This window comes from Bradyrhizobium sp. AZCC 1588 (assembly GCF_036924735.1).
Taxonomy (GTDB): domain Bacteria; phylum Pseudomonadota; class Alphaproteobacteria; order Rhizobiales; family Xanthobacteraceae; genus Bradyrhizobium.
Genome location: NZ_JAZHSC010000001.1, coordinates 1814863 through 1839071, shown reverse-complemented (window position 1 = coordinate 1839071; position 24209 = coordinate 1814863). Strand labels below are relative to the sequence as shown.

27 protein-coding genes are annotated in these 24209 nt (G+C 62.1%); 11 read left to right on the top strand and 16 right to left on the bottom strand.

The window, feature by feature from the left end; genetic code table 11:
* Nucleotides 1-63: 63 nt before the first annotated feature.
* From V1277_RS08525 to ctrA, 5 genes are all read right to left on the bottom strand, one after another.
* Nucleotides 64-1221 carry a glutathionylspermidine synthase family protein gene (locus V1277_RS08525; protein WP_334415802.1) on the bottom strand — a complete coding sequence of 386 codons (1158 nt, stop codon included), beginning with the start codon at nucleotides 1219-1221 and terminating at the stop codon, nucleotides 64-66.
* A gap of 5 nt (nucleotides 1222-1226) precedes the next feature.
* Nucleotides 1227-1628 (bottom strand): hypothetical protein, encoded by a 402-nt coding sequence (locus tag V1277_RS08520; RefSeq protein WP_334415801.1) that lies wholly within the window; start codon nucleotides 1626-1628, stop codon nucleotides 1227-1229.
* 2 nt (nucleotides 1629-1630) lie between these two features.
* The gene (locus V1277_RS08515; protein WP_028347248.1) at nucleotides 1631-2035 is read right to left on the bottom strand and encodes a DUF350 domain-containing protein; all 405 of its coding nucleotides are present in this window, start codon (nucleotides 2033-2035) and stop codon (nucleotides 1631-1633) included.
* A 157-nt stretch (nucleotides 2036-2192) separates the two neighbouring features.
* Nucleotides 2193-2999, bottom strand: coding sequence for a cytochrome P460 family protein (locus V1277_RS08510; RefSeq protein ID WP_334415800.1), 807 nt, complete (start codon nucleotides 2997-2999; stop codon nucleotides 2193-2195).
* 170 nt (nucleotides 3000-3169) lie between these two features.
* The gene (ctrA, locus tag V1277_RS08505) at nucleotides 3170-3871 is read right to left on the bottom strand and encodes a response regulator transcription factor CtrA (protein WP_016848562.1); all 702 of its coding nucleotides are present in this window, start codon (nucleotides 3869-3871) and stop codon (nucleotides 3170-3172) included.
* A gap of 366 nt (nucleotides 3872-4237) precedes the next feature.
* Here ctrA and fliI point away from each other — a divergent pair, with 366 nt between their 5' ends.
* From fliI to V1277_RS08485, 4 genes are all read left to right on the top strand, one after another.
* Nucleotides 4238-5563, top strand: coding sequence for a flagellar protein export ATPase FliI (gene fliI / locus V1277_RS08500; RefSeq protein ID WP_334415799.1), 1326 nt, complete (start codon nucleotides 4238-4240; stop codon nucleotides 5561-5563).
* 109 nt (nucleotides 5564-5672) lie between these two features.
* Entirely contained in the window at nucleotides 5673-6089 is a 417-nt protein-coding gene (fliJ, locus tag V1277_RS08495) for a flagellar export protein FliJ (RefSeq protein WP_057842912.1), read from the top strand.
* A 190-nt stretch (nucleotides 6090-6279) separates the two neighbouring features.
* A complete protein-coding gene (locus V1277_RS08490) occupies nucleotides 6280-6837 on the top strand; it encodes a sigma-70 family RNA polymerase sigma factor (RefSeq protein ID WP_334415798.1) in 558 nt (185 codons plus the stop codon).
* Between the two features lie 3 nt (nucleotides 6838-6840).
* The gene (locus V1277_RS08485) at nucleotides 6841-7746 is read left to right on the top strand and encodes an anti-sigma factor (RefSeq protein ID WP_334415797.1); all 906 of its coding nucleotides are present in this window, start codon (nucleotides 6841-6843) and stop codon (nucleotides 7744-7746) included.
* 187 nt (nucleotides 7747-7933) lie between these two features.
* On the opposite strand, the gene V1277_RS08480 is transcribed toward V1277_RS08485, so the two are convergent.
* From V1277_RS08480 to V1277_RS08465, 5 genes are all read right to left on the bottom strand, one after another.
* Nucleotides 7934-8140 (bottom strand): hypothetical protein, encoded by a 207-nt coding sequence (locus V1277_RS08480; RefSeq protein ID WP_334373235.1) that lies wholly within the window; start codon nucleotides 8138-8140, stop codon nucleotides 7934-7936.
* Nucleotides 8141-8469: 329 nt separating this feature from the next.
* On the bottom strand, nucleotides 8470-10605 hold the full coding sequence (gene flhA / locus V1277_RS08475; RefSeq protein WP_334415796.1) for a flagellar biosynthesis protein FlhA: 2136 nt from the start codon (nucleotides 10603-10605) through the stop codon (nucleotides 8470-8472).
* 284 nt (nucleotides 10606-10889) lie between these two features.
* Entirely contained in the window at nucleotides 10890-11138 is a 249-nt protein-coding gene (locus V1277_RS34955) for a glutathione S-transferase C-terminal domain-containing protein (RefSeq protein ID WP_442894568.1), read from the bottom strand.
* Nucleotides 11139-11144: 6 nt separating this feature from the next.
* Complete coding sequence (locus V1277_RS08470; protein WP_334415795.1) at nucleotides 11145-11546, bottom strand: glutathione S-transferase family protein; 402 nt, start codon at nucleotides 11544-11546, stop codon at nucleotides 11145-11147.
* Between the two features lie 36 nt (nucleotides 11547-11582).
* Nucleotides 11583-12146, bottom strand: a complete 564-nt coding sequence (locus tag V1277_RS08465) for a YybH family protein (protein WP_334415794.1) — start codon at nucleotides 12144-12146, stop codon at nucleotides 11583-11585.
* Nucleotides 12147-12238: 92 nt separating this feature from the next.
* Here V1277_RS08465 and V1277_RS08460 point away from each other — a divergent pair, with 92 nt between their 5' ends.
* The 5 genes from V1277_RS08460 to V1277_RS08440 all read left to right on the top strand — a co-directional run bounded on the left by V1277_RS08460 (nucleotide 12239) and on the right by V1277_RS08440 (nucleotide 16985).
* Nucleotides 12239-13231, top strand: a complete 993-nt coding sequence (locus tag V1277_RS08460; protein ID WP_334415793.1) for a LysR family transcriptional regulator — start codon at nucleotides 12239-12241, stop codon at nucleotides 13229-13231.
* Between the two features lie 341 nt (nucleotides 13232-13572).
* A complete protein-coding gene (locus V1277_RS08455; RefSeq protein WP_334415792.1) occupies nucleotides 13573-14073 on the top strand; it encodes a hypothetical protein in 501 nt (166 codons plus the stop codon).
* A 256-nt stretch (nucleotides 14074-14329) separates the two neighbouring features.
* Nucleotides 14330-15460: an OpgC domain-containing protein gene (locus V1277_RS08450; RefSeq protein ID WP_334415791.1), complete on the top strand. Its 1131-nt coding sequence runs from the start codon at nucleotides 14330-14332 to the stop codon at nucleotides 15458-15460.
* A gap of 198 nt (nucleotides 15461-15658) precedes the next feature.
* A complete protein-coding gene (locus V1277_RS08445) occupies nucleotides 15659-16009 on the top strand; it encodes a DUF6665 family protein (protein WP_334415790.1) in 351 nt (116 codons plus the stop codon).
* A 358-nt stretch (nucleotides 16010-16367) separates the two neighbouring features.
* Entirely contained in the window at nucleotides 16368-16985 is a 618-nt protein-coding gene (locus tag V1277_RS08440; protein WP_334415789.1) for a hypothetical protein, read from the top strand.
* 298 nt (nucleotides 16986-17283) lie between these two features.
* Here V1277_RS08440 and V1277_RS08435 read toward each other — a convergent pair whose 3' ends face one another.
* The 3 genes from V1277_RS08435 to V1277_RS08425 form a co-directional block, all read right to left on the bottom strand.
* Nucleotides 17284-17700: a hypothetical protein gene (locus V1277_RS08435; protein WP_334373244.1), complete on the bottom strand. Its 417-nt coding sequence runs from the start codon at nucleotides 17698-17700 to the stop codon at nucleotides 17284-17286.
* Nucleotides 17697-17885, bottom strand: coding sequence for a hypothetical protein (locus tag V1277_RS08430; RefSeq protein ID WP_028347233.1), 189 nt, complete (start codon nucleotides 17883-17885; stop codon nucleotides 17697-17699). Before V1277_RS08430 ends, V1277_RS08435 begins: the two co-directional genes overlap by 4 nt.
* Before the next feature lie 758 nt (nucleotides 17886-18643).
* A complete protein-coding gene (locus V1277_RS08425) occupies nucleotides 18644-19054 on the bottom strand; it encodes a hypothetical protein (RefSeq protein ID WP_334415788.1) in 411 nt (136 codons plus the stop codon).
* 281 nt (nucleotides 19055-19335) lie between these two features.
* Between V1277_RS08425 and V1277_RS08420 the strand changes: the two genes are divergently transcribed.
* Nucleotides 19336-20178, top strand: a complete 843-nt coding sequence (locus V1277_RS08420) for a GNAT family N-acetyltransferase (RefSeq protein ID WP_334415787.1) — start codon at nucleotides 19336-19338, stop codon at nucleotides 20176-20178.
* Nucleotides 20179-20293: 115 nt separating this feature from the next.
* Here the strand turns inward: V1277_RS08420 and V1277_RS08415 are convergent, their stop codons facing one another.
* The 3 genes from V1277_RS08415 to V1277_RS08405 form a co-directional block, all read right to left on the bottom strand.
* A complete protein-coding gene (locus V1277_RS08415) occupies nucleotides 20294-20947 on the bottom strand; it encodes a 2'-5' RNA ligase family protein (protein WP_334415786.1) in 654 nt (217 codons plus the stop codon).
* Nucleotides 20948-21059: 112 nt separating this feature from the next.
* Nucleotides 21060-22130, bottom strand: a complete 1071-nt coding sequence (locus tag V1277_RS08410) for an AI-2E family transporter (protein ID WP_334415785.1) — start codon at nucleotides 22128-22130, stop codon at nucleotides 21060-21062.
* Between the two features lie 137 nt (nucleotides 22131-22267).
* Nucleotides 22268-22744: a cupredoxin domain-containing protein gene (locus V1277_RS08405; RefSeq protein ID WP_334415784.1), complete on the bottom strand. Its 477-nt coding sequence runs from the start codon at nucleotides 22742-22744 to the stop codon at nucleotides 22268-22270.
* A gap of 147 nt (nucleotides 22745-22891) precedes the next feature.
* Between V1277_RS08405 and V1277_RS08400 the strand changes: the two genes are divergently transcribed.
* Complete coding sequence (locus tag V1277_RS08400; protein ID WP_334415783.1) at nucleotides 22892-24127, top strand: MFS transporter; 1236 nt, start codon at nucleotides 22892-22894, stop codon at nucleotides 24125-24127.
* Nucleotides 24128-24209 lie beyond the last annotated feature (82 nt).

The following is a 24209-nucleotide window of genomic DNA, read 5'->3' as shown; positions in this document are numbered from 1 at the left end:
CGGTCGTCTCAACCCCGCGAAGAGCGGGGCGAGGGAGCGCGACACACCGCCTCTGCTGCCGCGCTACAAGATCGCGTGCGGCAGAAAACGCGACGCGTTGCCGGTGATCGGGTTCTCGTCCTCGCGGATCGACAGGCCGCATGGCGTGTGATCGACCAGCCAGCTTCCGAGCACCGGGTATAGGTCGGTGAAGCTCGGCAGCGGCGCGAAAGCCTGCCGGATGAATCCTTCCGCGCCATAGGGGCCCTGCTGCTCCGCCAGCGTAGTGCCGGAACTGACGAGCGCGACGTTGGCGCCTTCGCGCGAGTAGAGCGGCTTGCGCACGAACGAGGAGCCGAGCATGGCCGCCTTCGGATCGTCCTCGAAATAGGCCGGCAGCAAATTGGGATGCTTCGGAAACATCTCCCACAGCAGGGGAAGGATGCCCTTGTTGGAGAGGATCGCCTTCCACGGCGGTTCGATCCAGCGGGTCGGCGCTGTTGCGAGTTTTTCGCCGAACGTGTCGCGGAACATCCATTCCCAGGGATAGAGCTTGAAGGCGAGCTCGATTGCGCGGTCGTCGAGATCGACGAAGCGGCCATCGCCATCCAACCCGACTTCCTTGATGTCCATCAATGTCGTCTTCAATCCGGCCTGGCTCGCAGTGTCCTGCAGATAGGCCAGCGTACCGGCATCCTCGGCATTGTCGGTCATTCCTGTGAGATGAAGATGCTTGGCGCCGCCATGTTTCTTCCAGGCGTCGATCAGGCGCTCGTGGATTGAATTGAACTGGTCGGCGCGTTTCGGGATGATGTTGCGCTCCATCGCCTGTTCCAGCCAGGTCCACTGAAAAACCGCCGCTTCGAAAATCGAGGTCGGCGTATCGGCATTGTATTCCAGCAGTTTCGCCGGGCTCCAGCCGTCGTAGCTCAGGTCGAGCCGGCCGTAGAGGCTGGCGTCACGGCGGCGCCAGCTTTCGGAAATCAGCGGCCAGAAGGGTTCGGGGATTTTCAAACGGCGCAGATATTTTTCGTCGTTGATCACGCGGCCGACCAGTTCGAGGCACATCGCATCGATCTCGGCGGTGGGCGCCTCGATCCGCCGTTCGATTTCCTGCAGCGTGAACGCGTAATAGGCCCGTTCGTCCCAATAGCGTTCGCCGTCGATGGTGTGAAAAGTAAACCCGACGCCTTCGGCCGTGGCAGGCCAGTCGTCACGTTCGGGGCAGACGATCCGCTGCATGAAATTCAACCGCCTGAAAAGCCGATGGCACGCCCGAACGAGCCGAAGCCGCCGCGCTGCGCCAAATGCAAGCCGGAATCAGAGGAGGAATGGCTCGAGGAGGAGGAGTTGCTGCTATAGTAACCGCTGCGCGACGAGCCGCCACCGGAGCCGCCGCCATGGCCCGAGGAAGAGCTGTGGGAGGAGCACTCGGCAGTGTTTTGCGTCGGCGATGCCAAGTGCGGGTTCGGTTGCTCGCAAGTGCGGCTCGGCATCAGCGTGTAGGCGGTGGCGCCGACGGCAAACGTGCCCATGAGCAGGAGTGCGACATGGCCCGAACGCTTGGCCGGCGGCGGAACGGGACGCGGCGCCGCCGGCACCGAGACCGGTTTGCGCTTGCCGAATTCAGGCTCTGAATTGTTCGCCATGGTCAGTAGGTCATGCAAGCGGCGTTGATCGCGCCGGCGGCCAGCGAGGACAGCCCGAGCCAGATCGCGGCGGCGAGTTCGCCCGATGCGATCCGCTTCGACAGGTTCGGCACCGGAACCCTGACGAGGTAATAGACGATGATCTGCACGATCAGCGCGATCGCCGCCCAGATCAGGCAATCCCAGACATTGGCGGAATGGGTGATAGCGCTGACCAGCGGCAGCACGAAGCCGAGCAGGCTCAGGCCCAGCGCAATCGCGGCGGCCGGCTCATTGGCGCGGATCAGATCGAACTCGTTGTGCGCCGTGACGCGGGTGTAGACGAAGAGGTAGGCCACCACGGCAACGATTGCCGTGCAGAAATAGACCAGGAACGCCGGCAGCCCGGCGAGGGATTGCAGGATCATTGAATTCGCCCCGACTCGTACGTTCCGGAAGGTTCGCACGATCTGTCAGTCGGCGCATCCGAGCGGCGGGTTCAATCCAACAATTTCTGCCCAAACAAAAACCCCGCCATTTCGGGCGGGGTTCGCAAAATTTCCATGGTGGCCTTGATGCGGCCGACTATTCCTTGACCTCGATCTTGCCTTTCATCGCCGGGTGCAGGCCGCAGATATAATCGTAGATTCCGGCATCGGCGAGGGTGAGCTGGGTGGTCTGGCCTTTCAGCGCGATCGGCGAGCGCTGCGGCTTCGGGCCGGTGATCGTCACCTGGTGCGGCGAGGAATCAGCATTGTGCCAGGTGATGGTCTGGCCCTTGCTGACGATCACGGTCTCCGGCCCGAACTTGAAGTCGGAGATCGAGACCACGCCGGGCCCCGGCGCCGGCTTTGCCATGGCGCCTTCGGGCGTGCCCTTCAGGCCCGCCAGCGAGATAACGAAATCCTGCCCGGCATGCGGCTTGTGGCAGGTGAAGCAGGCCGTCAAATTGGCCTTGTCGTTGACTTTCTTGTCCGGGCCAAACGCCTGATACTCCCATTCGCCGTTGCGAATGTCGTCCTTGTACTCGGTGCCCCAGCCATCGCGCTTTTCCATCACCGTGTAGGCGACGAGGTCGCCCTTCTGGAAACGACCGTTGGCATCCTTGAGCGGCTCGCCGGCCGCATCGAGCTGCGCCTTGTACTGCACCAGCGTCAGCACCGTGCCGCTCGGGATCGGCTGCCCCTTGCGTACCGCATCGACCGCCGCCGGCGTCGCATAGAGCTCGCGATACTGCTTGTTGTCGTAACGATCGACCGTGGCGTAGAGCGTGCCCTTGTCGAAATTCTCCGGGAAGGCGACCTTGTCGCCGCCGGCGAGCGCCGAATAGCCGATGAGCGCGCCCGATGCCGATCCGAGCGCGACAGCGGCAGCCAGCCTGACGTTTTTCATGACCTCCCCCTCGTTTGCGGACAACTCCGTCAAGTACGAGACACCGCGAAGCGGGTTTCAATCCGGGGAAGCGAATTTGTCGCGTGGTAGCGGTCCAAACAAAAACCCCGCCATTTCGGGCGGGGTCCAGCCGGGGAGGAGTGAGCCTTGCGGCTCGCCGTAAGCCCTGATCAGGCGGGGATGCGCTCGTCCGCCTCGTGCGGCTCGCGCAGCACGTAGCCGCGGCCCCACACGGTTTCGATGAAGTTGCGGCCTTCGGAGGCGTTCGCCAGCTTCTTGCGCAGCTTGCAGATGAAGACGTCGATGATCTTCAGCTCGGGCTCGTCCATGCCGCCATAGAGGTGGTTGAGGAACATTTCCTTGGTGAGGGTGGTGCCCTTGCGGAGCGAGAGCAGCTCCAGCATCTGGTATTCCTTGCCGGTCAGGTGCACGCGCTGGCCACCGACCTCGACCGTCTTGGTATCGAGATTAACCACGAGATCGCCGGTCTGGATGACCGACTGGGCGTGACCCTTGGAACGGCGCACGATCGCGTGGATGCGGGCAACCAGCTCGTCCTTGTGGAACGGTTTGGTCATGTAGTCGTCGGCGCCGACGCCGAGACCTTTGACCTTGTCCTCGATGCCGGCGAGGCCGGAGAGGATCAGAATGGGAGTCTTGATTTTCGACACCCGGAGCTGCTTGAGCACGTCGTAGCCGGACATGTCGGGCAGGTTCAGGTCGAGAAGGATAATATCGTAGTCGTAAAGCTTACCTAGATCGACGCCTTCTTCTCCGAGATCCGTCGTGTAGACGTTGAAACTCTCGGATTTCAGCATCAATTCGATCGACTGCGCGACGGCGCTGTCATCTTCTATCAGCAAAACGCGCATGCCAGTCCCCTTTAGTCCGCCGCTCCGGGCGTCAGGTCGGCCGCACTTGCGGCACTCAAAACGCCTTTAACAACTGATTCGGATCCTGACAGACACATGGTTAACAAAATCTGATTCCGGTTCGCAAGCTCTTTAAGTGCAATTTCTAACGAATCGCCCTAAGATATTGCGTAGAAGCAGCTTTTCTCCATAGTGCCCACTCAGGTTCCAGATTAAGAGGCGGGCCTAACCGACTCCCGCGTTTAGCCCTTCTTCTGATGGGCAAGCGCTCTCAGTCACCAAAGACAGTGACGCAATGATTAATGATGCGGGTAAACACGAGGTTAAGCGCGGTTTCTTAAAGTGCGGAAACTTAAGGTTTTCGCAATGAAGGCGCTCGCGGAGCAGATCGGCGATATCGACGGCGTCAATATATATGGCCGCGTCGTGGGCGTGCGCGGGCTGATGGTCGAGATCGCGGGGCCTATCCATGCGATGTCGGTCGGTGCCCGCATCGTCATCGAGACCGGCGGAAGCCGCTTCATCCCAGCCGAAGTGATCGGCTTTTCCGGCAGTAATGCTGTCGTGATGCCGTTCGGCGGACTCGACGGCGTCCGGCGTGGCTGCCGCGCCGCGATCGCGACCGCTGCGAGCCAGGTGCGGCCGTCGCCGGCCTGGCTCGGCCGCGTCATCAACGCCATGGGGGAGCCGATCGACGGCAAGGGGCCGCTGGTGCAGGGCCCGTCGCCGATGCCCTATCGCAACGCGCCGCCGCCGGCGCATTCGCGCAAGCGCGTCGGGGCCCCGCTCGATCTCGGCGTGCGGGCGCTTAATACCTTCCTGACCTGCTGCCGCGGCCAGCGGCTCGGCATCTTCGCCGGTTCCGGTGTCGGTAAATCGGTGCTGTTGTCGATGCTGGCGCGCAATGTCGATGCCGATATCACCATCATCGGCCTGATCGGCGAACGCGGCCGCGAGGTGCAGGAATTTCTGCAGGAGGATCTTGGCGACGAAGGTCTGGCGCGCTCGGTCGTGGTGGTGGCGACATCCGATGAGCCCGCCTTGATGCGGCGGCAGGCCGCCTACCTGACGCTGGCGATATCAGAATATTTCCGCGACGAGGACAAGGACGTGCTGTGCCTGATGGATTCGGTCACGCGCTTTGCGATGGCGCAGCGCGAGATCGGGCTGTCGGCCGGCGAGCCGCCGACCGCGAAAGGCTATACGCCGACCGTGTTCACGGAATTGCCGAAGCTTCTGGAGCGGGCAGGGCCGGGCACCGGAGTTGGAACCATCACCGGCATTTTCACAGTGCTTGTCGACGGCGACGACCACAACGAGCCGATCGCGGATGCGGTGCGCGGCATTCTGGACGGTCACGTCGTGATGCAACGCTCGATTGCAGAACGCGGCCGATTTCCCGCGATCAATATTCTTAAATCGGTCTCGCGCACCATGCCGAGGTCGGCCAATCCCGACTATCTCCCCATAATCATGCGGGGCCGCCAGGTGATGGCAACCTACGCCGACATGGAGGAACTTATCCGGCTCGGCGCCTATCGGGCAGGCTCGAGCCCGGAGGTCGACGAGGCGATCCGGTTGCACGAGCCGCTAGAAGCCTTCCTGCGCCAGGCCAAGGACGAAAAATCAAGCCTCGATGACGGCTACCGCCAATTGGCGCAGATCCTCGCCAATTTGGAAACGGAACGCTAACTTTGTCAGGCCATCATCCCCGGCACATGATTAATGAAGCCGGTGGGGTCCCCCGAGGGAGCCGGCTCCGTCCCGCGTTCAGATTGGGACTTCTGGGGAGTATGAGTCGATGAAGTCACGAGAAACGCTGATCCGCCTGAAGAAATTTCAGGTCGACGAGAAGCGCCGAAGGGTTACCCAGATCGAAGGCATGATCGCCGACTTCCAGCGCATGTCGGTCGATCTCGAGCGCGAAATCCAGACCGAGCAGGAGCGGGCCGGAATCAACGACCCCTCCCACTTCGCCTATCCGACCTACGCCAAGGCCGCGATCCAGCGCCGGGAAAACCTGACCCGCTCCGCCGACGAACTGCGCATCCAGCTCGAGGATGCCAAGAGCCTGTTGAGCGAAGCCTTCGAGGAATTGAAAAAGGTCGAACTGCTCGACGAGCGCGACCAGGCGCGCGAGCGCGCCGAGGAAAGCGCCCGCGAGCAGGCCGACATGGATAGTATCGGCCTGATGCGCGCCCGGCTTGGCGTCGCCTGACGCTTCTCACACCATCGGTTGAACGATCGAAAACCCGGGCCTCACGGCCCGGGTTTTTTCTTGATCTTTCTTTGGCCAATCTTCCGGAATCGGCGACTTGGTGGCCCCTCTGACGCAAGGTATGCTACGAAACTTCTCGTCGGCTCCGGCGTAGCACGCATTGGAGGAGCGGGATTGTGGGGGACGCTGAATGCTGACGCCAGCGGAGCTGGTCTGGCTGATTGCCGCGGTGGCGAAGGGGGATGAGGCCGCTTTTGAGCGCCTTTACGCCGCCACGCGCGCGAAACTCTTCGGCGTCGTGCTCCGTATCTTGCGGCGTCAGGACCTCGCGGAGGAGGTCATTCAGGAGGCTTACGTCAAGATCTGGAACAGCGCCGGACAGTTCAACCCTGCGCTCGCTTCGCCGATCACGTGGATGGCGTCGATCGCGCGCAACCGGGCGATCGACGTGGTGCGCAAGAAGAGCGAAAGCTCGATCGAGGAGGAGCCGGCCGCGATGGAAGTGGCGGCCGAGTCGCCCGATCCGCTGGCGCGGCGCGAGATGACGGAAGAGTTGAAGCGGTTGCTGGAATGCGTCGGCCGCCTGGAGCCGGATCGGCAGAAGCTCGTGCTGCTCGCTTATTACAACGGCTGGAGCCGCGAACAGCTCGCCTCCAAGTTCGAGACGCCGGTGAATACGGTGAAGACGTGGCTGCGCCGCAGCATGATGGAAATAAGGGAGTGTCTCGGACTGGGGTCCGGATCTTGAACGATGGCCTATAGCGAAGACCATATCGCGCTCGCCGCGGAATATGCGCTCGGCACCCTCGATGCCGACGAGCGCGCGCAGGTCGAGACCATGATGGCCGTCGATGCCGAATACAGTGCGCTCGTTCAGGCCTGGGAATACCGGCTCGGCGTGCTGAACCAGATGGTCGGTTCGGTCGAGCCGCGTCCGGTCGTGTGGGAAAACATCAAGGCCGCGATCGGACGTTCCACGGAAGCGCAGGCGCCGCTGACGCTGCCTGAGGCGCCGCAGACTGCGCCTCCGCCTGAACCCACGGCTGAGCCGGTGGCTCCCGCGGTAGCTGAGGCACCGCCAGCCGTCACGGACGGTCCGGTTGCGGCCAATGTCATCCAGTTGTCCAGTCGCGCGAAGCGCTGGCGCAACGTGGCTTCCTTTGCCACCGCAATTGCCGCAGCGCTTATCGCGATGCTGGCGGTGCAGGTCTATCGGCCGGAGCTCTTACCGGAGGCGCTGCGGCCGCAGCCGCGCATCCAGACGGTCGAGGTCAAGACGCCAGCGCCACAGCCGACACCCTCGGCGCAATATGTCGCGCTGCTGCAGCGTGACGGCGGCGCGCCCGCGTTCATTTTGACGGTCGACGCCGCGACCAAAAACTTCACCGTCCGCAAGGTCGGCGCCGATGCCGAGCCCGGCAAGAGCTTTGAGCTCTGGCTGATTTCCGACCGCCTGCCGCAACCGCGCTCGCTCGGCGTGATCGGCGGCAGCGATTTCACCGCGCGCCCGGTGCTCGCCGCCTACGACGCCAGTACGATCAACGCTGCTCTCTTTGCGGTGACGGTCGAGCAGGCCGGCGGCTCGCCGAGCGGCCAGCCGACCTCGGCGCCGATCTTTACCGGCAAGCTGATCGAGACGGTGCCGGCTGCTCGCTAGCGCCTGCCGCGGGGCGGACGGGGTTGGCAACAGCAGCACGCCAACAAAAAGAAAACGCCCGTGGGGAGCGGGCGTTTTCGCAGTCAACTTGGGGGTAGTTGGGGTCTTATATATCCACGTGGCGACTTTGGGGGGCTGTAAAGAGCCGCGTGAATTCCGTGAATTCCTGTGTTTCCGGATTCCTCCGTTAGCGTACGATTGAGTTACCGGAGCTGGTGATTGCCACCGGCTTGCCGGCCTTCATCACGCGCGTGCTCGCGGTCTGGGTGAGACCTTCATCCGAGGTGTTGCGCGCGGAGATGCTGAACCCGGCGACCACGACACCTGCCACGAGGGCCACGGCCACGATCTTGAGATGGGTCGTGCGATCTGCGCTGTAGATCGAATGGTTCATGGAAGTCTCCTGCCGCCTTCCGGCCTAACGGATTGGTTGGATGCGTCCGCAGGCTGGTTCAACGTCTCGCGTCAGGAAACGTAGGACTCCGGCATCTGTTTCCAAAGGAGCGATCACAAGGCGGTGAAAAGACTTGAACGGCCGCGATTGGAACGTCCGCGGCGATCACCAGAAATGAACAAATATTCAGTCTCTGTAACAGCTTATGCGGAGATCACCGCTTCTCAAGGCCGAATGGCGCGGTATGGGCCATTTTCGACAAACCATTTGCCTGTGGCGAAAAGGCTTCGCCATTTTCGCCGGTGATTTGCGCCGCGCCCGCCGCCAAACTAGACGCTGCCGACCGTCTTCAGCCGCGCGCGCGGGTGAATTTCCGCCTGTGACAACACAGTGGTTTGCGAGCGGAACCGCTCGATCAGCGAGCGCACGAACGGGCGGATTGCAGCGGAGGTGACCAGCACCGGCGCCTCGCCCTCGCGCGCCGCCTGTTCGAAGGCGTTGCGAACGCTGGTCATGAACTCCGACAGTTTTGAGGGCTGCATGGCGAGGCTGCGCTCTTCGCCCTGGCCCACGATCGATTCCGCAAACGCCTGTTCCCACCGCGCCGACAGCGCGATCAGCGGCAGATAACCGTTGTATGTGGTATTCTGTGCGCAAATCTGACGCGCGAGGCGAGCGCGGACGTGCTCGACCATGGTGGCGGGGTTGCGCGAGAAGGCGAGCGCGTCGGCGATGCCTTCGAGGATGGTGGAGAGGTCGCGGATCGAGATCCGCTCGGCCAGCAGGAGCTGCAGCACGCGCTGGATGCCCGAGACCGTGACCTGGCTCGGCACGATGTCCTTGACCAGCTCGCCCTGTTCCTTCGGCAGATCCTTCAAGAGCTTCTGCACCTCGCCATAGGACAGCAAGTCGCTCATGTTGTTCTTGAGTAGCTCGGTGAGGTGCGTCGACAGCACGGTGGCGGCATCGACCACGGTGTAGCCCTTCAGCGAGGCCTCTTCCTTCAGTGCGGCATCGACCCAGGTGGCCGGCAGGCCGAACGTCGGCTCGACGGTGTGGATACCGGGCACGCCGACTTGGTTGCCGGCGGGATCCATCACCATGAACTGGTTCGGCCAGATCTTGCCGGTTCCGGCGTCCACTTCCTTGATCTTGATGACGTAGGTGTTGGCCTCGAGCTGGACGTTGTCGAGGATGCGTACCGCCGGCATCACAAAGCCCATTTCGATGGCAAGCGAGCGGCGCAACGCCTTGATCTGCTCGGTCAGGCGGTCGGTGCCGTCAGGGCCGTTGACCAGCGGCAGCAGCGCATAGCCGAGCTCGATCTTGAGATCGTCGATCTTGAGCGCGGTGGCGATCGGCTCTTCGGCCGCGGCGTTGGCGGCAGCCGCCGCAAGCTCGGGCGCAGCGGCCGCGGCGGCTTCGGCAGCCTTGGTGACGTTGTTGTGGTTTCGCGCTTTCCAGGCCAGCGCCGCGGCGCCGCCGCCGAGCGCCAGGAACGGCAGCATCGGGATACCCGGCAACAGCGCCAGCACCAGCATCACGCCGGCGGACATTCCGAGCGCCTGCGGATAACCCGAGAGCTGCTTCATCAGCGCCTTGTCGGCCGCACCCGTGATGCCGGCCTTCGACACCAAAAGGCCCGCCGCGGTCGAGACGATCAGCGCCGGCACCTGCGTCACCAGGCCGTCGCCGACCGTCAGAATGGTGTAGGTGCGGGCGGCGTCGCCAAAGCTCATGCCCTGCTGGGCGACGCCGATGATGATGCCGCCAATGACGTTGATGAAGACGATCAGGAGGCCCGCGATCGCGTCGCCGCGGACGAATTTCGAGGCGCCGTCCATGGCGCCGAAGAAGCCGCTTTCGTCTTCTAGCGCCTTGCGGCGAGCCTTGGCGGTCTGCTCGTCGATCAGGCCGGCGGAGAGATCGGCGTCGATCGCCATCTGCTTGCCCGGCATCGAATCCAGTTGGAAGCGGGCGGCGACTTCGGCGATGCGGCCCGAACCCTTGGTGATGACGACGAAGTTCACGATCACGAGAATCGCGAACACGATAATTCCGATCACGAAATTACCGCTCATCACGAAATTGCCGAAGGCTTCGATGACGTGGCCGGCGGCGGCCGTGCCCTCATGGCCGTGCGACAGGATCAGCCGGGTCGAGGCCATGTTCAGCGACAGCCGCAGCATGGTCGAGATCAGAAGCACGGTCGGAAATGACGAGAATTCCAGCGGCGCCTGGATGAACAGCGACGTCATCAGGATCAGGATCGATACCGTGATCGAGATCGCCAGGAACAGGTCGAGCACGATCGCCGGCAGCGGCAGGATCAGCACCACGAGGATGACGAGGACGCCGAGCGCCAGCGCCAGATCGCCGCGCTTCAGGATATCGCCGATTTCGCTCAAGGACGGCAACTTGCCGCCCGTACCTGCGCCGCCCTGACCCGCCGTGACATCGACCATGGTAGCCGCTTCCCCCCGCGTCTGCCGCCATCGGGCGCCAGACGTCTTGGCGGCGGCCGAAGGGCCGCCGTTCCGAAAGTGAGGCACCGCACTGGCGTCCACGGGGTTCCTCCCGTTCTACGCGGCCGACGACACTCGACTTCACCCGGCAATTTTTGCCCGGTGTATGGTTAGCAAAGGGTTAACGAGGGAGGGCTTAGCCCGTCATTCCGGGGCGATGCGCCAGCATCGAACCCGGAATCTCGTGCCGCATCGGCTGCCAGAGCCGTCATTGCTGCTGCCGTTCACGCGGCGAGATAGGTGCGATAGCGGACTGCATACCAATCAGTGGTTCGCGTGTGTTGCCGAACGGCCCTGCGCTCGCCCACGGCGTGGCGCCACTCGGAGAGCCCGCAGCAGTCGGGGGGCAGGCGAAATTCGCTGAGCTGTTCGAGGACGCCCGACTGCTCGAACCATGGGTACAACGCAATGTCTGCGAGGGTGAACCGATCGCCGAACAGATAGGGGCCGCTGCGAGGGCGTCGTGCCGTGATCTCGTTCTAGAGGAACTGAACATGCTCACGCAATTGCGTGATCAGCTCGCGTCTGGCCTCCGCTTCGCGCGTAAAGATGAATCTATGCGTAGTCGAATAGAGCTGTTCATCCGCGAGCTTGATCCAATTGCGCGCGAGCGCGCGATCCGCCGGCGCGGCGGGCATCAATGGCGGATCGGGCATGACCTCATCGATATACTCGTTGATGATCACCGAGCCCCAGATTTTCGTACCCCCGTGCAGCAACAGGGGCACCCTGCCGTCCGGCGAGATGTGCACGAAATCAGAAGGCTTCTTCTTGAGATCGATCTCGATCAGCTCGGGGTCAATCTCCTTCTCGGCGAGCGTCAGGCGGACGCGGTGCGCGTAGGGGCAGAGCTGGTTCGTATAGAGCTTCAGGTGGCTCATGGTTCGGTGCTCCCAGATCGCGCCCGCCGATTGAAGTCATTCCTTCACGCCGGTGCCGCGCGCGAGTGCCGCCGATTGCTGCAGGCTGATGCCATGGGCGAGCGGGTCGGCGTGGCGATGCACCAGGCACCACTGGGCCCCGTCCCGCCGATAGACCAGCGTAACGCGCAGCGCCCATTCCTGTGCGGGCAGTCCTCCGACCTCGGCATGGTGCCGTTCGATCAGCGCGAGAACCACCATGTCGGCCGAGCCATAGGATTGGACGACCTCCTGCTTGTGGGTGCCGTTCTTGAAGAACCGTCCGATCCTGTCCCACGTCTCTGACGTGTACTGCGAACCGTGCGAGGGGGGCCCGCCGAACGGAGACATCAATGTGAAATCGTCGGTGATGGCGATCATCGCCCGGTAAGTCTCTGCGTCTCCCCGCATCAGTGCCGCGTTCGACACCTCGGAATGCTTGATCAGCTTGGCGATCGCATCTTCTGCCGCGGCCGGCTGCGCTGCTACGAGCGGCAGGCCCGCCATCGCCGGGATGGCGCGACGCCGGGATAACGCTGGAGGCGAGCCGGCGCCGGGCGTCATCGGTGATTTCTTCGACATGTAAGCACCCCAGTGTTGAACGAACCTGTGTGATGAAAGAGGCGATAGATGACCCTTTGGTATCGTGAATCCAGTGATAAAGTTTCAGCACCATGCTGAAGCCGGCTCAGCTCCTGCGCATCGATCTCAGTCTCCTGGTGTTGTTCAGCACCGTGCTCGAGGAGGGGCATGTCGCGCGCGCGGCGGAAAGACTCAATCTCACACCCTCGGCCGTCAGCCATGGGCTGCGCCGGCTGCGGCATCTGCTGCATGATCCGCTGTTCCTCAAGACGCCCGGTGGCGTGAAGCCTACGGACCGTGCCCTCGCACTTGCCGGTCCAGTTGCTGAGGCTCTCGCGCGTGTCGATGGAATCATATCGATGGCCGGGCCGTTCGACCCCGGAAGCACGCGGCGATGCTTTACGATCGGTGCGCCTGATGCATTGGCGGCCGTCTTCCTCGGCCCTCTCGTTTCCCGCTTGGCCCGCGAGGCGCCGGGTGTCGACATCCGCTTGCTGCAGCTCATGCCGCAACATCACGGCAAGCCGACGAGCCAAGTGTGGCAAACCACACTCACGGAGCTCGACTCCCACCGGCTCGATCTTGCAATACTCCCGATCGGCCCGCTGCCGCCCCGTTTCGCCGAGCGGTTGCTGTTTGAGGAAGACTTCGTCGTCGCCATGCGAAAAGGTCATCCGCTGGCGCGCGCACCAAACCTGGCAGCATACCTGAAGGCACGGCACATGCTGGTTTCGGCCATCGGCGATGCGCAGGGAGTCGTCGATGCCATGCTCGCCGAGCGGGGGCATTCGCGGCGCGTGGCGCTGACGGTACCGAATTTCATGATGGCGCTGGTTCAGCTCGCCGAAAGCGATCTGGTTGCGACATTGCCGCGAAGGCTGGTCGCGTACCACGCCGCGCGGTTCAACCTGGTGGTGCGCCCGGTGCCGCTGCCCTGGAGGCCCGATCCGATACGCCTCGTCGCATCGCAGGCCGCGATGGCCGACGCCGGCATCGCTTGGCTGTTCGAGACGTTGGCGAACTCCATAGGTACGAGCACCGGTTCGCGCTCAAGGCAAGAACGGAAGCGTCGCAAGCCGTGTTGACCTGGAAGCTGCGAATTTGCGGTGACACTGATTGAACCGTTGAGGCCAAGCTACCTTTCAAACTACCCATTAAGTGCACATCACCGTAACCCCGAACTGGTTGAAGCACGCGGACATCGCCAACGATCCGATTGTCATTGACGCTCAGAGACCCAGCCTCAATGAAAGGCGCAAGCGATCCTGTTCCGCCATTCCACGTTCGTGCATCGGGAACATCCACGCCAGCGTTAACCCTGTCGGCAAATAGACTGTACGTGGGGCGGGTTGTTACCTGAGCCGCCGCCAAGTTGCCGCATTAGACCGGAGAATTTTTACTGCCACTAAACAAGTGGAGGAACATCATGCTGAGAATGGTGTTGTTGGGCCTCCTCATCCCATTGGGGGTAGGAGTGCTGGCGGCAATGGAGCTCAGAACTCCAGCGCGCAATGCAGTAGCGGACTTCCAGCCCCTTGCCGAGTCAACCGTGAGCATATCCGATTCACATGTTGCGCTGGCGAAGGGTGATCGACTTGAAATTGCCGCCGCGAGCAGCGAGACACCAGCGCAGCCCGCGCCAGTCGACGAACGCGTTTCTCCGTCGGAAGACATCAGTGTCGGTCCTTCGGAGCCCCCGAGGGTGATCAACCGCCATCGACACGATCCCAAATCAAAGAAGGTTACCACCGCCGTCCGTCAGAAGGTCGTCACCGCCGCCCGTCCCAAGCCGAAGCCAAAGACAACCGCTATCGCGCGAACGATCATTTCCGAGCGGCGAAAGGTCGCCAGCGACACCGAGTCCTGTCGGCTGAGCGCGTTTGGTGGCTTGCGCAAGGCCTTGAATTCAGTCGACTGCGAAATCTGATTCATTGGAACGGCCCTCAGTGACTCTGACCTGATGCTGTCTCCAGAACTTGGGAATGAGAGCTCAGGCCCAACTCCACCCGGTGCGGCCGCTATCCGCTTCGGGTCCGACAGCGCCCCAAAAGATGCGCGTGCAAGGCCGGCAAGGCTCAACGTTCGCGCGCAGATTCGCCTTAAAAAATAAGCCTTTGAAGGTGAACGAGCTCACAGCCGGAGCCCCAGCGGCAGGTCCATTTTGCCGGCTTGGGACGATCCAGATGCACGACCGAATGACCATACCCAAGTTCATGCCGGAAGTGAGAGGCCAAGGCCGCGACCTGCGAATAGATGCCTGCCGAGGCATCGCGCTGTGGTTCATCTTTCTTGACCATGTTCCCAACAACATCGGAACTTGGCTGACACTGCGGAACTACGGCTTCAGCGATGCCGCTGAAGTGTTCATGTTCGTGTCGGGCGTAACCTGCGCGCTGGCTTACGGCAAGGCATGGCGCTGCGAGGGCTGGACCGGAGTGATCAGCCGAACGCTGCGGCGAAGCTGGGACATTTATGTCGCATTTCTGCTGCTCACACTCGCCTGCGCCATCTTGGTTCACCTCGCAGGCACGGGCCGTGTTGCTGATGAGAGCAATACGCGCATCTTGTTGGACCATCCAGGCGCAACGCTCGCGCGCGCGGCGATCCTGCAATACCGTCCCGTCAATACCGACGTGTTGTCGGTCTTCGTGCTTCTTCACCTCCTGTTCGCGCCGCTGCTGTGGCTGCTGCTGCGAGCGCCGAATGCGACGCTTGGCGCCTCGCTGGCGCTTTATGTGCTGGTGCATGCCTTTGGCTGGACCGTTCCGGCCTGGCCGAACGGCCACTGGGCCTTCAATCCGCTGGCCTGGCAGTTGCTGTTCGTGCTCGGCGCGTGGTGGATGATCGAGGACAAGAGGCTCCCACCGTGGGTGACGTCACGCACGACGCTTGTACTTGCCATCCTGTATCTGCTCTTCAGCCTGGTCGTCGTGTTGAGCTGGCGCATCAAACCGCTGGAAGTACTGATCCCGCAGGCGCTGGCGAAACCGCTTTATCCATTGGACAAATCGAATCTCGATCCATTGCGGCTGCTGCATTTTTTGGCCATAGCGGTTTTGGTGGCATGGCTCGTGCCTCGCAATTGGCGAGGGCTGACGACGCCGGTAATGCGCGGCGCGATCCGCTGTGGTCAGAACTCGCTGCCAATCTATTGCCTCGGCGTTCTCTTGACGTTTGCCAGCCACGTGGCGCTGCTCAAGATTTCAGACGGACTTGCGATGCAGATAGCGTTGAGTTTCGCTGGCATCGCAGCGATGATCGCGACCGCAACGCTGCTGAACTCGATCAGCATCAAACCCGGGCTGCGATCATAATATTTGGACACTGCGATCAGCGAGAGTGTCTAAGATGAAGAATGCCGTCATTGCGGAGATCGCTGCCGGCGAGGGCCATGCCTCCGACGGAACTAGGCTTGTTCGCTCGCAACCACAACCGCCCGATGACAAAGCGGAAGGACGCTGCAGTAACGCCCATCGTTGCGCATGCGATCCATGTGGCGCTATACATTACCCATGCCCCGCGATTTTCGCCTTGATCGCACTCCCGTCGACGTTCTCAACTATGAGATCGCCCAGGACCAGGCCGTTGCGCTCGGACGAATGGGGCGAGCGCTGGAAGCGGCCCTCGCCAGGCTGCGGGAGTATGATGCCACCCATCCACGCTCGGGCGCGCCGGCGTCAGCGCAGCAGGCACGGCGCATCCTGGTGACGGAGGCAGGCCACGCGCTCTGGATGTTCGTGGTGCAGCGAGAGGCGTGTGGCCTGCGCGACAGCCGCCCTGTCATGCGCGACTATAACGTGCCGAACGAGGTGCAGCAGTGCATGGGGGCGGTCCCCGCCACATCGAAGCTGTCAGCAACATGACTTCCTGAGTTTCAACGATCCATCGAGGTTCGAGACGAGCAGGAAGTCACCTTGGACGCCGTTCGTGCGGCTGCCCGGTACTCGCGCCACGGTCTCGTTTCCCAGGCCAGAATGAATCCACCGCCTTGCCGAATTTGAGTCTCATTATGACCCAGGTCGCGGCCAAAGGTCGGTGCGGGGAGGGCGCAACACTGGGGTTCTCATGTCCGGTCATTTGCGATCTTACATCGCCGCTTTCGTCCTTCTCGCAAGTCTCCCGACTTCGCCTGCATCTTCGAATCCGCTTGCAGACTTGTTCAATGTTCCTCCTCCCCAGACGGCCACTGCGCCCGCTCCCGCGGAAAAGGAAAGCGAGTGCTTGCCACGACCCGGTACGTCGACGGCGGAAGGTCAGCGCTGGGTCTATCGTACTGAGGGGCGCCGCAAATGCTGGTTCCAGGCTGCCGAGGGGACCGCGACGGTGAAGCAGGTTCGTAATCGCGCCGCGAAGCCTCGTGTCGCCGCTCCCGAGGAGAATGAGGACGCGCGGGCCAAGCAGAAGGCGGTCATGGATGCACGTGCGGAGCTGCTGCGCTCCGCGCCGGCGGAAACATCTCAGCCGACGCAACCCGCGCCCGAGCTCGAGGTGGTCGATGCCGCTTCCGCTCCGGCTACGGAGAGTGCAGCCTTCGTGCCGCCGGCACCTGTCGCCAGCCGCGCGACCGATCAGTTCACACCTGACCACCCGACGCCTGACCACCCCGCGCCGCGCCGGCTCGACGCAGCGACACTTCTGGCAGCCGCACCGGCGCCAAGCGACGCGGTTGCGGTCTCCGTGCCTCCGGCCGCGCCGGTTGCCTCTCCGATCGCCGAGGCGGCTGATGACGGCTGGGGCTGGATGGCAACCTGGTTTGGTGCGCTGCTGATGGCGCTGGGGCTCGCCTCCGTCTTGGCCTCGAGCCGGACCCTTCGGGAGGCCGTGCTGTTGCGCGACTAATGCGGGAGTTGCTGCTCTTCAGCCCAATCCGTTTTCTCGCAGCTAAGGCAGCGGAGGAGGCGAAAGCTCTTGCCCTGGCGACTGTCGAGGATCACCACGGGCCGCGCGATGCCGCCGCAATGATTGCAAGTTGGATGATGAGGCGGATGACACCGCCCGGCGTCGCTTGCATCTCGTACGTTACTCACCGCAGCCTCCTCTAAGGGCGACTCACGTAAGATAAAGCGCACACTGGTTCCAAGAACGCGTCCAGTGAGCACAAAGGCCGAGGCCAAGAACCAAGCGAACCGTCAATTTTCTAATCTAAAAGCCAGATCCTTCCGCTCCATAACGCATCAAAAGTTTCAGGGACGTCATTCGGAGCCCGCGCTTGCACGGCTTCCTCCGGTGCCCACGCTTGCACGGCTTCTTTCGGCGCCCACGCTTGCGTGTCTAGTAGATTGCCGCGCTTCTGCGAGACTGCATTCACAATATCCTTGCGCAACGGTTGCGCGGCCACGCCCTTGGGCCACTCCAGCAATGCTTTCGAAAGCCCGGGCTTGCCTTCGTACCAGCATTTTCGTCCGTCGATGAGACGATACGACCACCATTTTCCGTTCGGATTTGACGGCATCGCGGCGCTGCATTGCTGTTTCGCTTCCGCGCCTGGCATTCCCAACAATAACAGCGCAGCAACAAAAGCCGTCAGAGTTATTGATGAAAGCTGCTTGGTCATTTGCGTGGCTCGAGGCCACTACGTTGCTGCAAGCGGCTCACAGCAACCATCACATCGGGACGTTCGAGAACTTCTACGAGCTTGTCGAGAATACGCTCATTGTTCTGCGGCCGAGGTTGCAGGTATTCTTCCAGTATGAGTTGCGCCTCGCCAATCGCCTGAATAGCCAATTGTTGATCTGTCATACGCGTTACTCACAGAGCGCCCCGGCTAAAGAAAGAAGGCAAATCAAGACCCCATTTGGGTTTTTCCCCGTTTTTTTTCAGAGTTCCATCAATTTTTATTTCAATGTTTGGGCAGAGCCTGCCTAACCTTGTGTATGGAACTTGGTCTGCTGGGCGCAGACGGATTGTGGCCGTGATTGTTGTGGTTGCGATCTTTCAAATCGCCATCTTGCGGCGAGGTGGAAAGATCGGTCTGTCTCCGGCCGCGAGTGATTGTCGTCTTCAGAACTCAGATGCCCGGACTATGTCTGCAAGTTTTGAAGTCGATGGCCGCACCATGTTAGCGCATACCTGCAAGGTCGGGCCCGAAGGCCTCGTGTCGAAGCGATAGCGGATATTCATATGGACGAGGCAACAACTGGGTAAAGGTGACGTGCGCGCAGCGCGAGATCCCGCAAAAAAATCCCGCCTGGGGAAAACTCGACTTAGGTCAGCCTAACTGCGTTGTCCGACTCGGCAGTCCGTGCTGGCTTTCTCAAAATTTGAGTCTGGTTTGCGGGCAAGGAAGTTGAGCCAGTTTTCCTTTATGCTTCTGCTCGTGATGTCCCTGATGCTCACCGTATGCGTCGGAGTGGCAGCTTGGCGCATGTCTGATGACTGGCCGGAAGTTACCGGAAGCACTTCGCCGGCGTTTATCCATATGCGTTGAAAAGCAAGGACCTCAACTCCTGACGGAGCTGAGGCCATCACCGCACTACGAACCCGCGCGAGCGGTCGGCTCAATCGCAATAGCTCCACCCGCCATAACCGTCGTCGCATCGCGCCCGCGCACGATAGGGCACGGGCAGCGGCGGCCGCGGCGCGTATTCGGCCGCATAGTCGTATTCCTGCGCGTAGTAGCGTTCGCGATAGGCTGGCGCACGTTCGACGTAGACGGGCTGCGCGGGGTAGGGCGTTCCGTACTCGCCATAGACCGCTGCCGGTGCGCGGTAGGCGGGGTCACCGTAAGAGCGATATCGGTAATCGGGTTCCGCGTACGGCCGATAAGCCGGTCGCGGGCGCACATTGATGTTTGCGGAAGGCGCGTAGATTCCGCCTGGCGCGACGTAGACGGATGACGACAGATCGCTGGCCGCGGCAGCCCCGGAACACAGGACGACGAAAGCCAGCGTGAGCGATGATCGGTACATGTGTGAAGCCTCCAACTACTCAAGCCGCGCCAGCCAGCGTGGTTAATTTTCGCTAAACAAATCGCGGGGCGCAATGATATTTTGCGCGAAGAAGTGTGCCATTTCTGGACTGCGCACACATTCGCGTGTCGGCGATTGTCGTAATTGTGAATGCCTCAGCCTTGCGCCGTCATTGCGAGCGAAGCGAAGCAATCCATCGCGCCGCACGACGAAGCATGGATTGCTTCGTCGCTTCGCTCCTCGCCATGACGGCTGAACACACATCTGTAGGATCGCCAGCCATGACTAACTTCACCATCCGCACGATGCACCCCAAAGAAATCTCACTCGCCGTCGATTGGGCCGCTGCCGAGGGATGGAATCCGGGCCTTGCCGACGACGTCTGCTTTGCGTCTGTCGATCCGGAAGGGTTTTTCATCGGCGAGATCGATGGTGCGCCTGTCGCGACCGTCTCTTGCGTCAATTACAGCGCGGGCTTTTCCTTTCTCGGCTTCTACATCGTGCGACCGGATCTGCGCGGCAAAGGTTACGGCTTGCAGATATGGAATGCGGCCATCGCGCATGCCGGCGCGCGCGTGATCGGACTCGATGGCGTGACGGCGCAGCAGGACAATTACAGGAAGTCCGGATTCGAACTCGCTTACGCCAACGTCCGCTATGGCGGCATGGTCGCGGCGCCGAGTGCGGCGCAGGTCGGGGCGATTGACTTGAGCGAAGTCCCGCTGGTTGACGTGGAAGCAGACGACACAACGGTGTTTCCGGCGCGGCGGCCGGCGTTCCTGCGGGCCTGGATCGGAACGCCCGGACATGTCGGGCGCGCGGTCGTGCGCGATGGTCGGCTTGCGGGCTGGGGTGTGATCCGGCCGTGCCGGAAGGGTTTTAAGATCGGGCCGCTGGTGGCCGACGACCGCGCCACCGCCGAAGCGGTATTGACCGCCTTGCTCGCCGAGGTGGGCGGCGGCGAGATTTTTCTGGACGTGCCCAGCGTCAACCGCGACGCGATCGCGCTGGCGGAAGGTTTGGGGCTCGCGCCGGTGTTCGAGACGGCGCGCATGTATACCGGCGCAATCCCGCCGCTGCGGCTGAAGCGGGTGTTCGGGGTGACGACGTTTGAGTTGGGGTAGGGGACGGAATGTAGGATGGGTGGAGCGAAGCGATACCCATCGCTCCTGTGATGGCATGCGATTGATGGGTATCGCTGCGCTCCACCCATCCTACGCGTTCGTGCTGGCCTCGGCACTACCGGCTCAACGGCATCCGGGCGATCACGGTGGAGCCGGCGGCGGAGAATATCCTATCCGTTTGCACAAGTTCGAGCGCCTCCACCGTAAAGCGGCCGAAGCTGGTCGCGCGATGGCGTGCGATCGCGCGAATGAAGGAAGGAGATAACGGACCCGAAAAGCGGATCAGGTTCGCGAAGACAAGTCTGCGAAACAGAAGATCGCGAAACGCGCCCGGGCCGGCCGTTCGCTTTCGCGTGTAACAAAGATCCTGGGTCGAGCGCGTAAGCTGTTGTCTGAGCTCCCACAGCGATTCATCTTCGGGAAACAACTGCAGAAAAACGGAATTGGGCGAAACGCCCAGGCCGCGTCCCGTTAAGCCGAATGGGCGAAGCGATCCGACGCAATGCCGGAGTCGCGTGATCAACTCCGACCGATCGACGTGCTTCATGTCGTCGAAGTTTCGGATCGTCACATGGACGGTGTCGGAGGGGTAGTAGTGGTGCGAAGGATGGAGCCGCTCGAGTTCAGCCAGGACTTTGCCGATTCCGGAATTGGGTTGTTGAGGAAGCCGGGTGACCAGGGACAAGTGCACAGCCGCATCCGGGCCTGATGCGGGCAGGATGTGGTGGCGGCGCCGAATCGTGGAGAGGCTCAGGGCTGCCGTGCCCATCAGCCACAGCGATTTGAACCGTAGCCCGTCAAGCGAGTTGCTGGGATTCAAGAGCGCTCTCCGTCCCGCTGGGATTTAGGGCCTCGTCCTACACATTTGCCGTCGCCGAGAGCTACCCGTCGCTCACCCCTTCATCCCGCGACGTCCGCCTGGACGCTGAAAAGATGTCCCAGCTCACCATGAAGATCGCGGCGATCAGCGGGCCGATGACGAAGCCATTGAGGCCGAAGACTTCGATGCCGCCGAGCGTCGAGATCAGCACGACGTAGTCCGGCAGCTTGGTGTCCTTGCCGACCAGGAATGGACGCAGCACATTGTCCACGAGGCCAATGATCAGCACGCCATAGGCGATCAGCCCGATGCCCTGCCAAACGGCGCCGGTTGCGAGAAAGTAGATCGCGACGGGGAGCCAGACCAACGTGGCTCCGATGGCCGGCAGCAGCGACAGAAACGCCATCAGCACGGCCCACAAAATCGGCGCGTGAACCCCGAGGAACCAGAACGCCAAACCGCCGAGCGCGCCCTGGACAATGGCCACCAGAACCCCACCCTTGACGGTGGCGCGAACTACATCGGCGAACCTGGTGAAGAGCGCTGACTTCTGATCGCCGTGGAGTGGAACAGCCTGCTTGATCAGGTCCGCTACTGCCCTGCCATCGCGCGTCAGGAAAAACAGCAGGTACAACATGATGCCGAGGCTGATCACGAACTCGAAAGTGTTCATTCCGATGGTAAGCGCCTGGGGAGCCAGGACCTGACCGCCCTTCATTAGGTTGGACGACAATGTTTCGCGAAGCCCCGAAAGATTGGTCAGGTTGAACCGCTCCAGCCAACCGGTCGCCCAAGCCGGCAGCGCATCGAAGACACGCTGGATGTAGCCGGCGAAATCATATTCTCCGGACCTGATCTTCTCAAAAAGACTCGTTGCTTCCTGCACCAGGGAGGCCGCAACCATCGCCAGCGGTATGAGTACGATCGCGACGATGAGCAGGACGGTTACCAGGGCCGCCAGGTTCGGCCTGCCGGGCATCGATCGCAGCAGCGCCCGATTCACCGGCGCAAAGATGACGGCTACAATGATCGCCCACAGAACGGCGCCGTAGAACGGCTGCAAAATCCAGGCGAATCCCAGCGTAACGGCAAGCAGCAGGAGCAGAAAGGTCTGATCATCAATCCTTCGCACGGGCGTCTCGTTAGCTCATATCGGCCGCGCCATTGTGCAGACAATGACCCGACACGCTGTCCATCGCCTTGTATAGAGTGTTCTTTCTCCTCGAGATAAAATCGTCCTCTTCGAGACAAAATCTGCTTGACGGTTGCTCATTTCACCAGGACCTGGCCGACCATGCCGGCGTCGTGATGGCCCGGGATCAGGCATGAATAGTCGAACGTCCCCGCCTTGGTGAATTTCCAGATGATCTCGGCCGATTTCTTCGGCGCCACGCGCGCGCCGTTCGGCTCCTCGTGCTCCATATGCGGGTTGTTCTTCATCTCCTCGGCGTGCCTGAGGTTCTCTTTCGCGGTGGCGAGCAGGAATTCGTGGTCTACCGTGCCGACGTTGCGGATCACGAAGCGGATCTGTTCGCCGCGCTTCACCTCGATCCGCGCCGGCGCATAGGCCATCTCGCTCATCTCGACCTCGATGGTGCGCGATGGCTTCTGGGGATTGCCGGGCTCGCCCGCCGAATAGCTGTGGTGGACGTGCTTCTCATGGCTGTTCGCAGGCCATGGCAGCGCCGCAAGCGCAATAAGCGTGACGCCGATCGTCATGATGTTCTTCGTCGGATGTTTCCGCATCTTTTGGTCTCAAACTTTGCCGGTTTACCCATTGCAATGCGCGAGAATGGCCCGGCGGCCGGTCCCCGCTCTCCCGCAACTGCATGCCCAGTATCGCGCCATTGTGGCTTGACCTTAGGCGAATTGCCGCCGAAGTTGCACCCCGCCGTGGTAACTTATTCTGAATTCACCAAGGATTCCGACCTGTTCGTTCCCGATTCGCGCCGGGCGTGGATTCGGCTTGCCGTGGCCGTGCTGATTGGCTCGCTCGGCAGCGTCGGCATGTGGTCGGTGGTGGTCGCACTTCCCGTGGTGCAGACGGAATTCGCCGCGAGCCGCGGCACCGCCTCGCTGGCATTTACGCTGGTGATGCTCGGCTTCGGTTCCGGCGGCGTGCTGACCGGCAAGATCACCGACCGCTACGGCATCGTCACCGCGATCGGGCTCGGCATCGGCATTCTCGGCCTCGGCTATGTCGTCGCGGGGATGTCGTCCTCGATCTGGCAATTCATCCTGGTGCATTTCGCGATCGGGCTGTCCTCGTCGGCCACCTTCGGCCCGCTGATGGCGGAGGCCTCGCACTGGTTCGACCGCTATCGGGGGCTCGCGGTCGCGATTGCCGCTAGTGGCAATTACATCGGCGGCACGATCTGGCCGCCGCTGGTGAATTTCGGCATCGAGCAGCTCGGGTGGCGCACCAGTCATATCGCGATCGGCATCTTCACGGCGGTAGCGATGACGCTGGCGCTGATCGGCTTGCGGATGCTGATGGGGGCGGGAGGCCAGCGCGACCATGAGAATGCGCCGCCGCCGCGCGTCGATCTGCGCCTTTCCACCAATGCGCTGACCGCGATCCTGTCGCTCGCCGGGATCGCCTGCTGCGTGGCGATGTCGATGCCGCAGGTTCATATCGTCGCCTATTGTGGCGATCTCGGCTATGGCGTGGCGCGCGGCGCCGAAATGCTGTCGCTGATGCTGGGCTTTGGCATCATCAGCCGGATCGGAAGTGGCTTTCTCGCCGACAAGATCGGCGGCATCCGCACGCTTTTGATCGGGTCGTTCGCGCAGGGCACGGCGCTGTTGTTCTACCTGTTCTTCGACAGCCTGACCTCACTCTATGTTATCTCGGCGATGTTCGGCCTGTTCCAGGGCGGCATCGTGCCGAGTTACGCGATCATCGTGCGCGAGGCGATGCCGGCCTCCGAAGCCGCCACCCGCGTCGGCATCGTGATCTTTGCTTCCGTGTTCGGCATGTCGTTCGGCGGCTGGATCTCGGGCGCGATCTTCGACGCCACCGGCTCCTACGGCGCCGCGTTCGCCAATGGACTGGCCTGGAACGCGCTCAACATCGGGATCATTGTGCTGCTGCTGATGCGGGCACGCCAGCGGCTGGCGATGGCGTGAGGCAGTCTCAACCCTGCTTATTCGTCCAACGTCTTGGCAATTTCGTCAGCCGGTCGATCGTCAATACTGCGAAGTTTCTCGT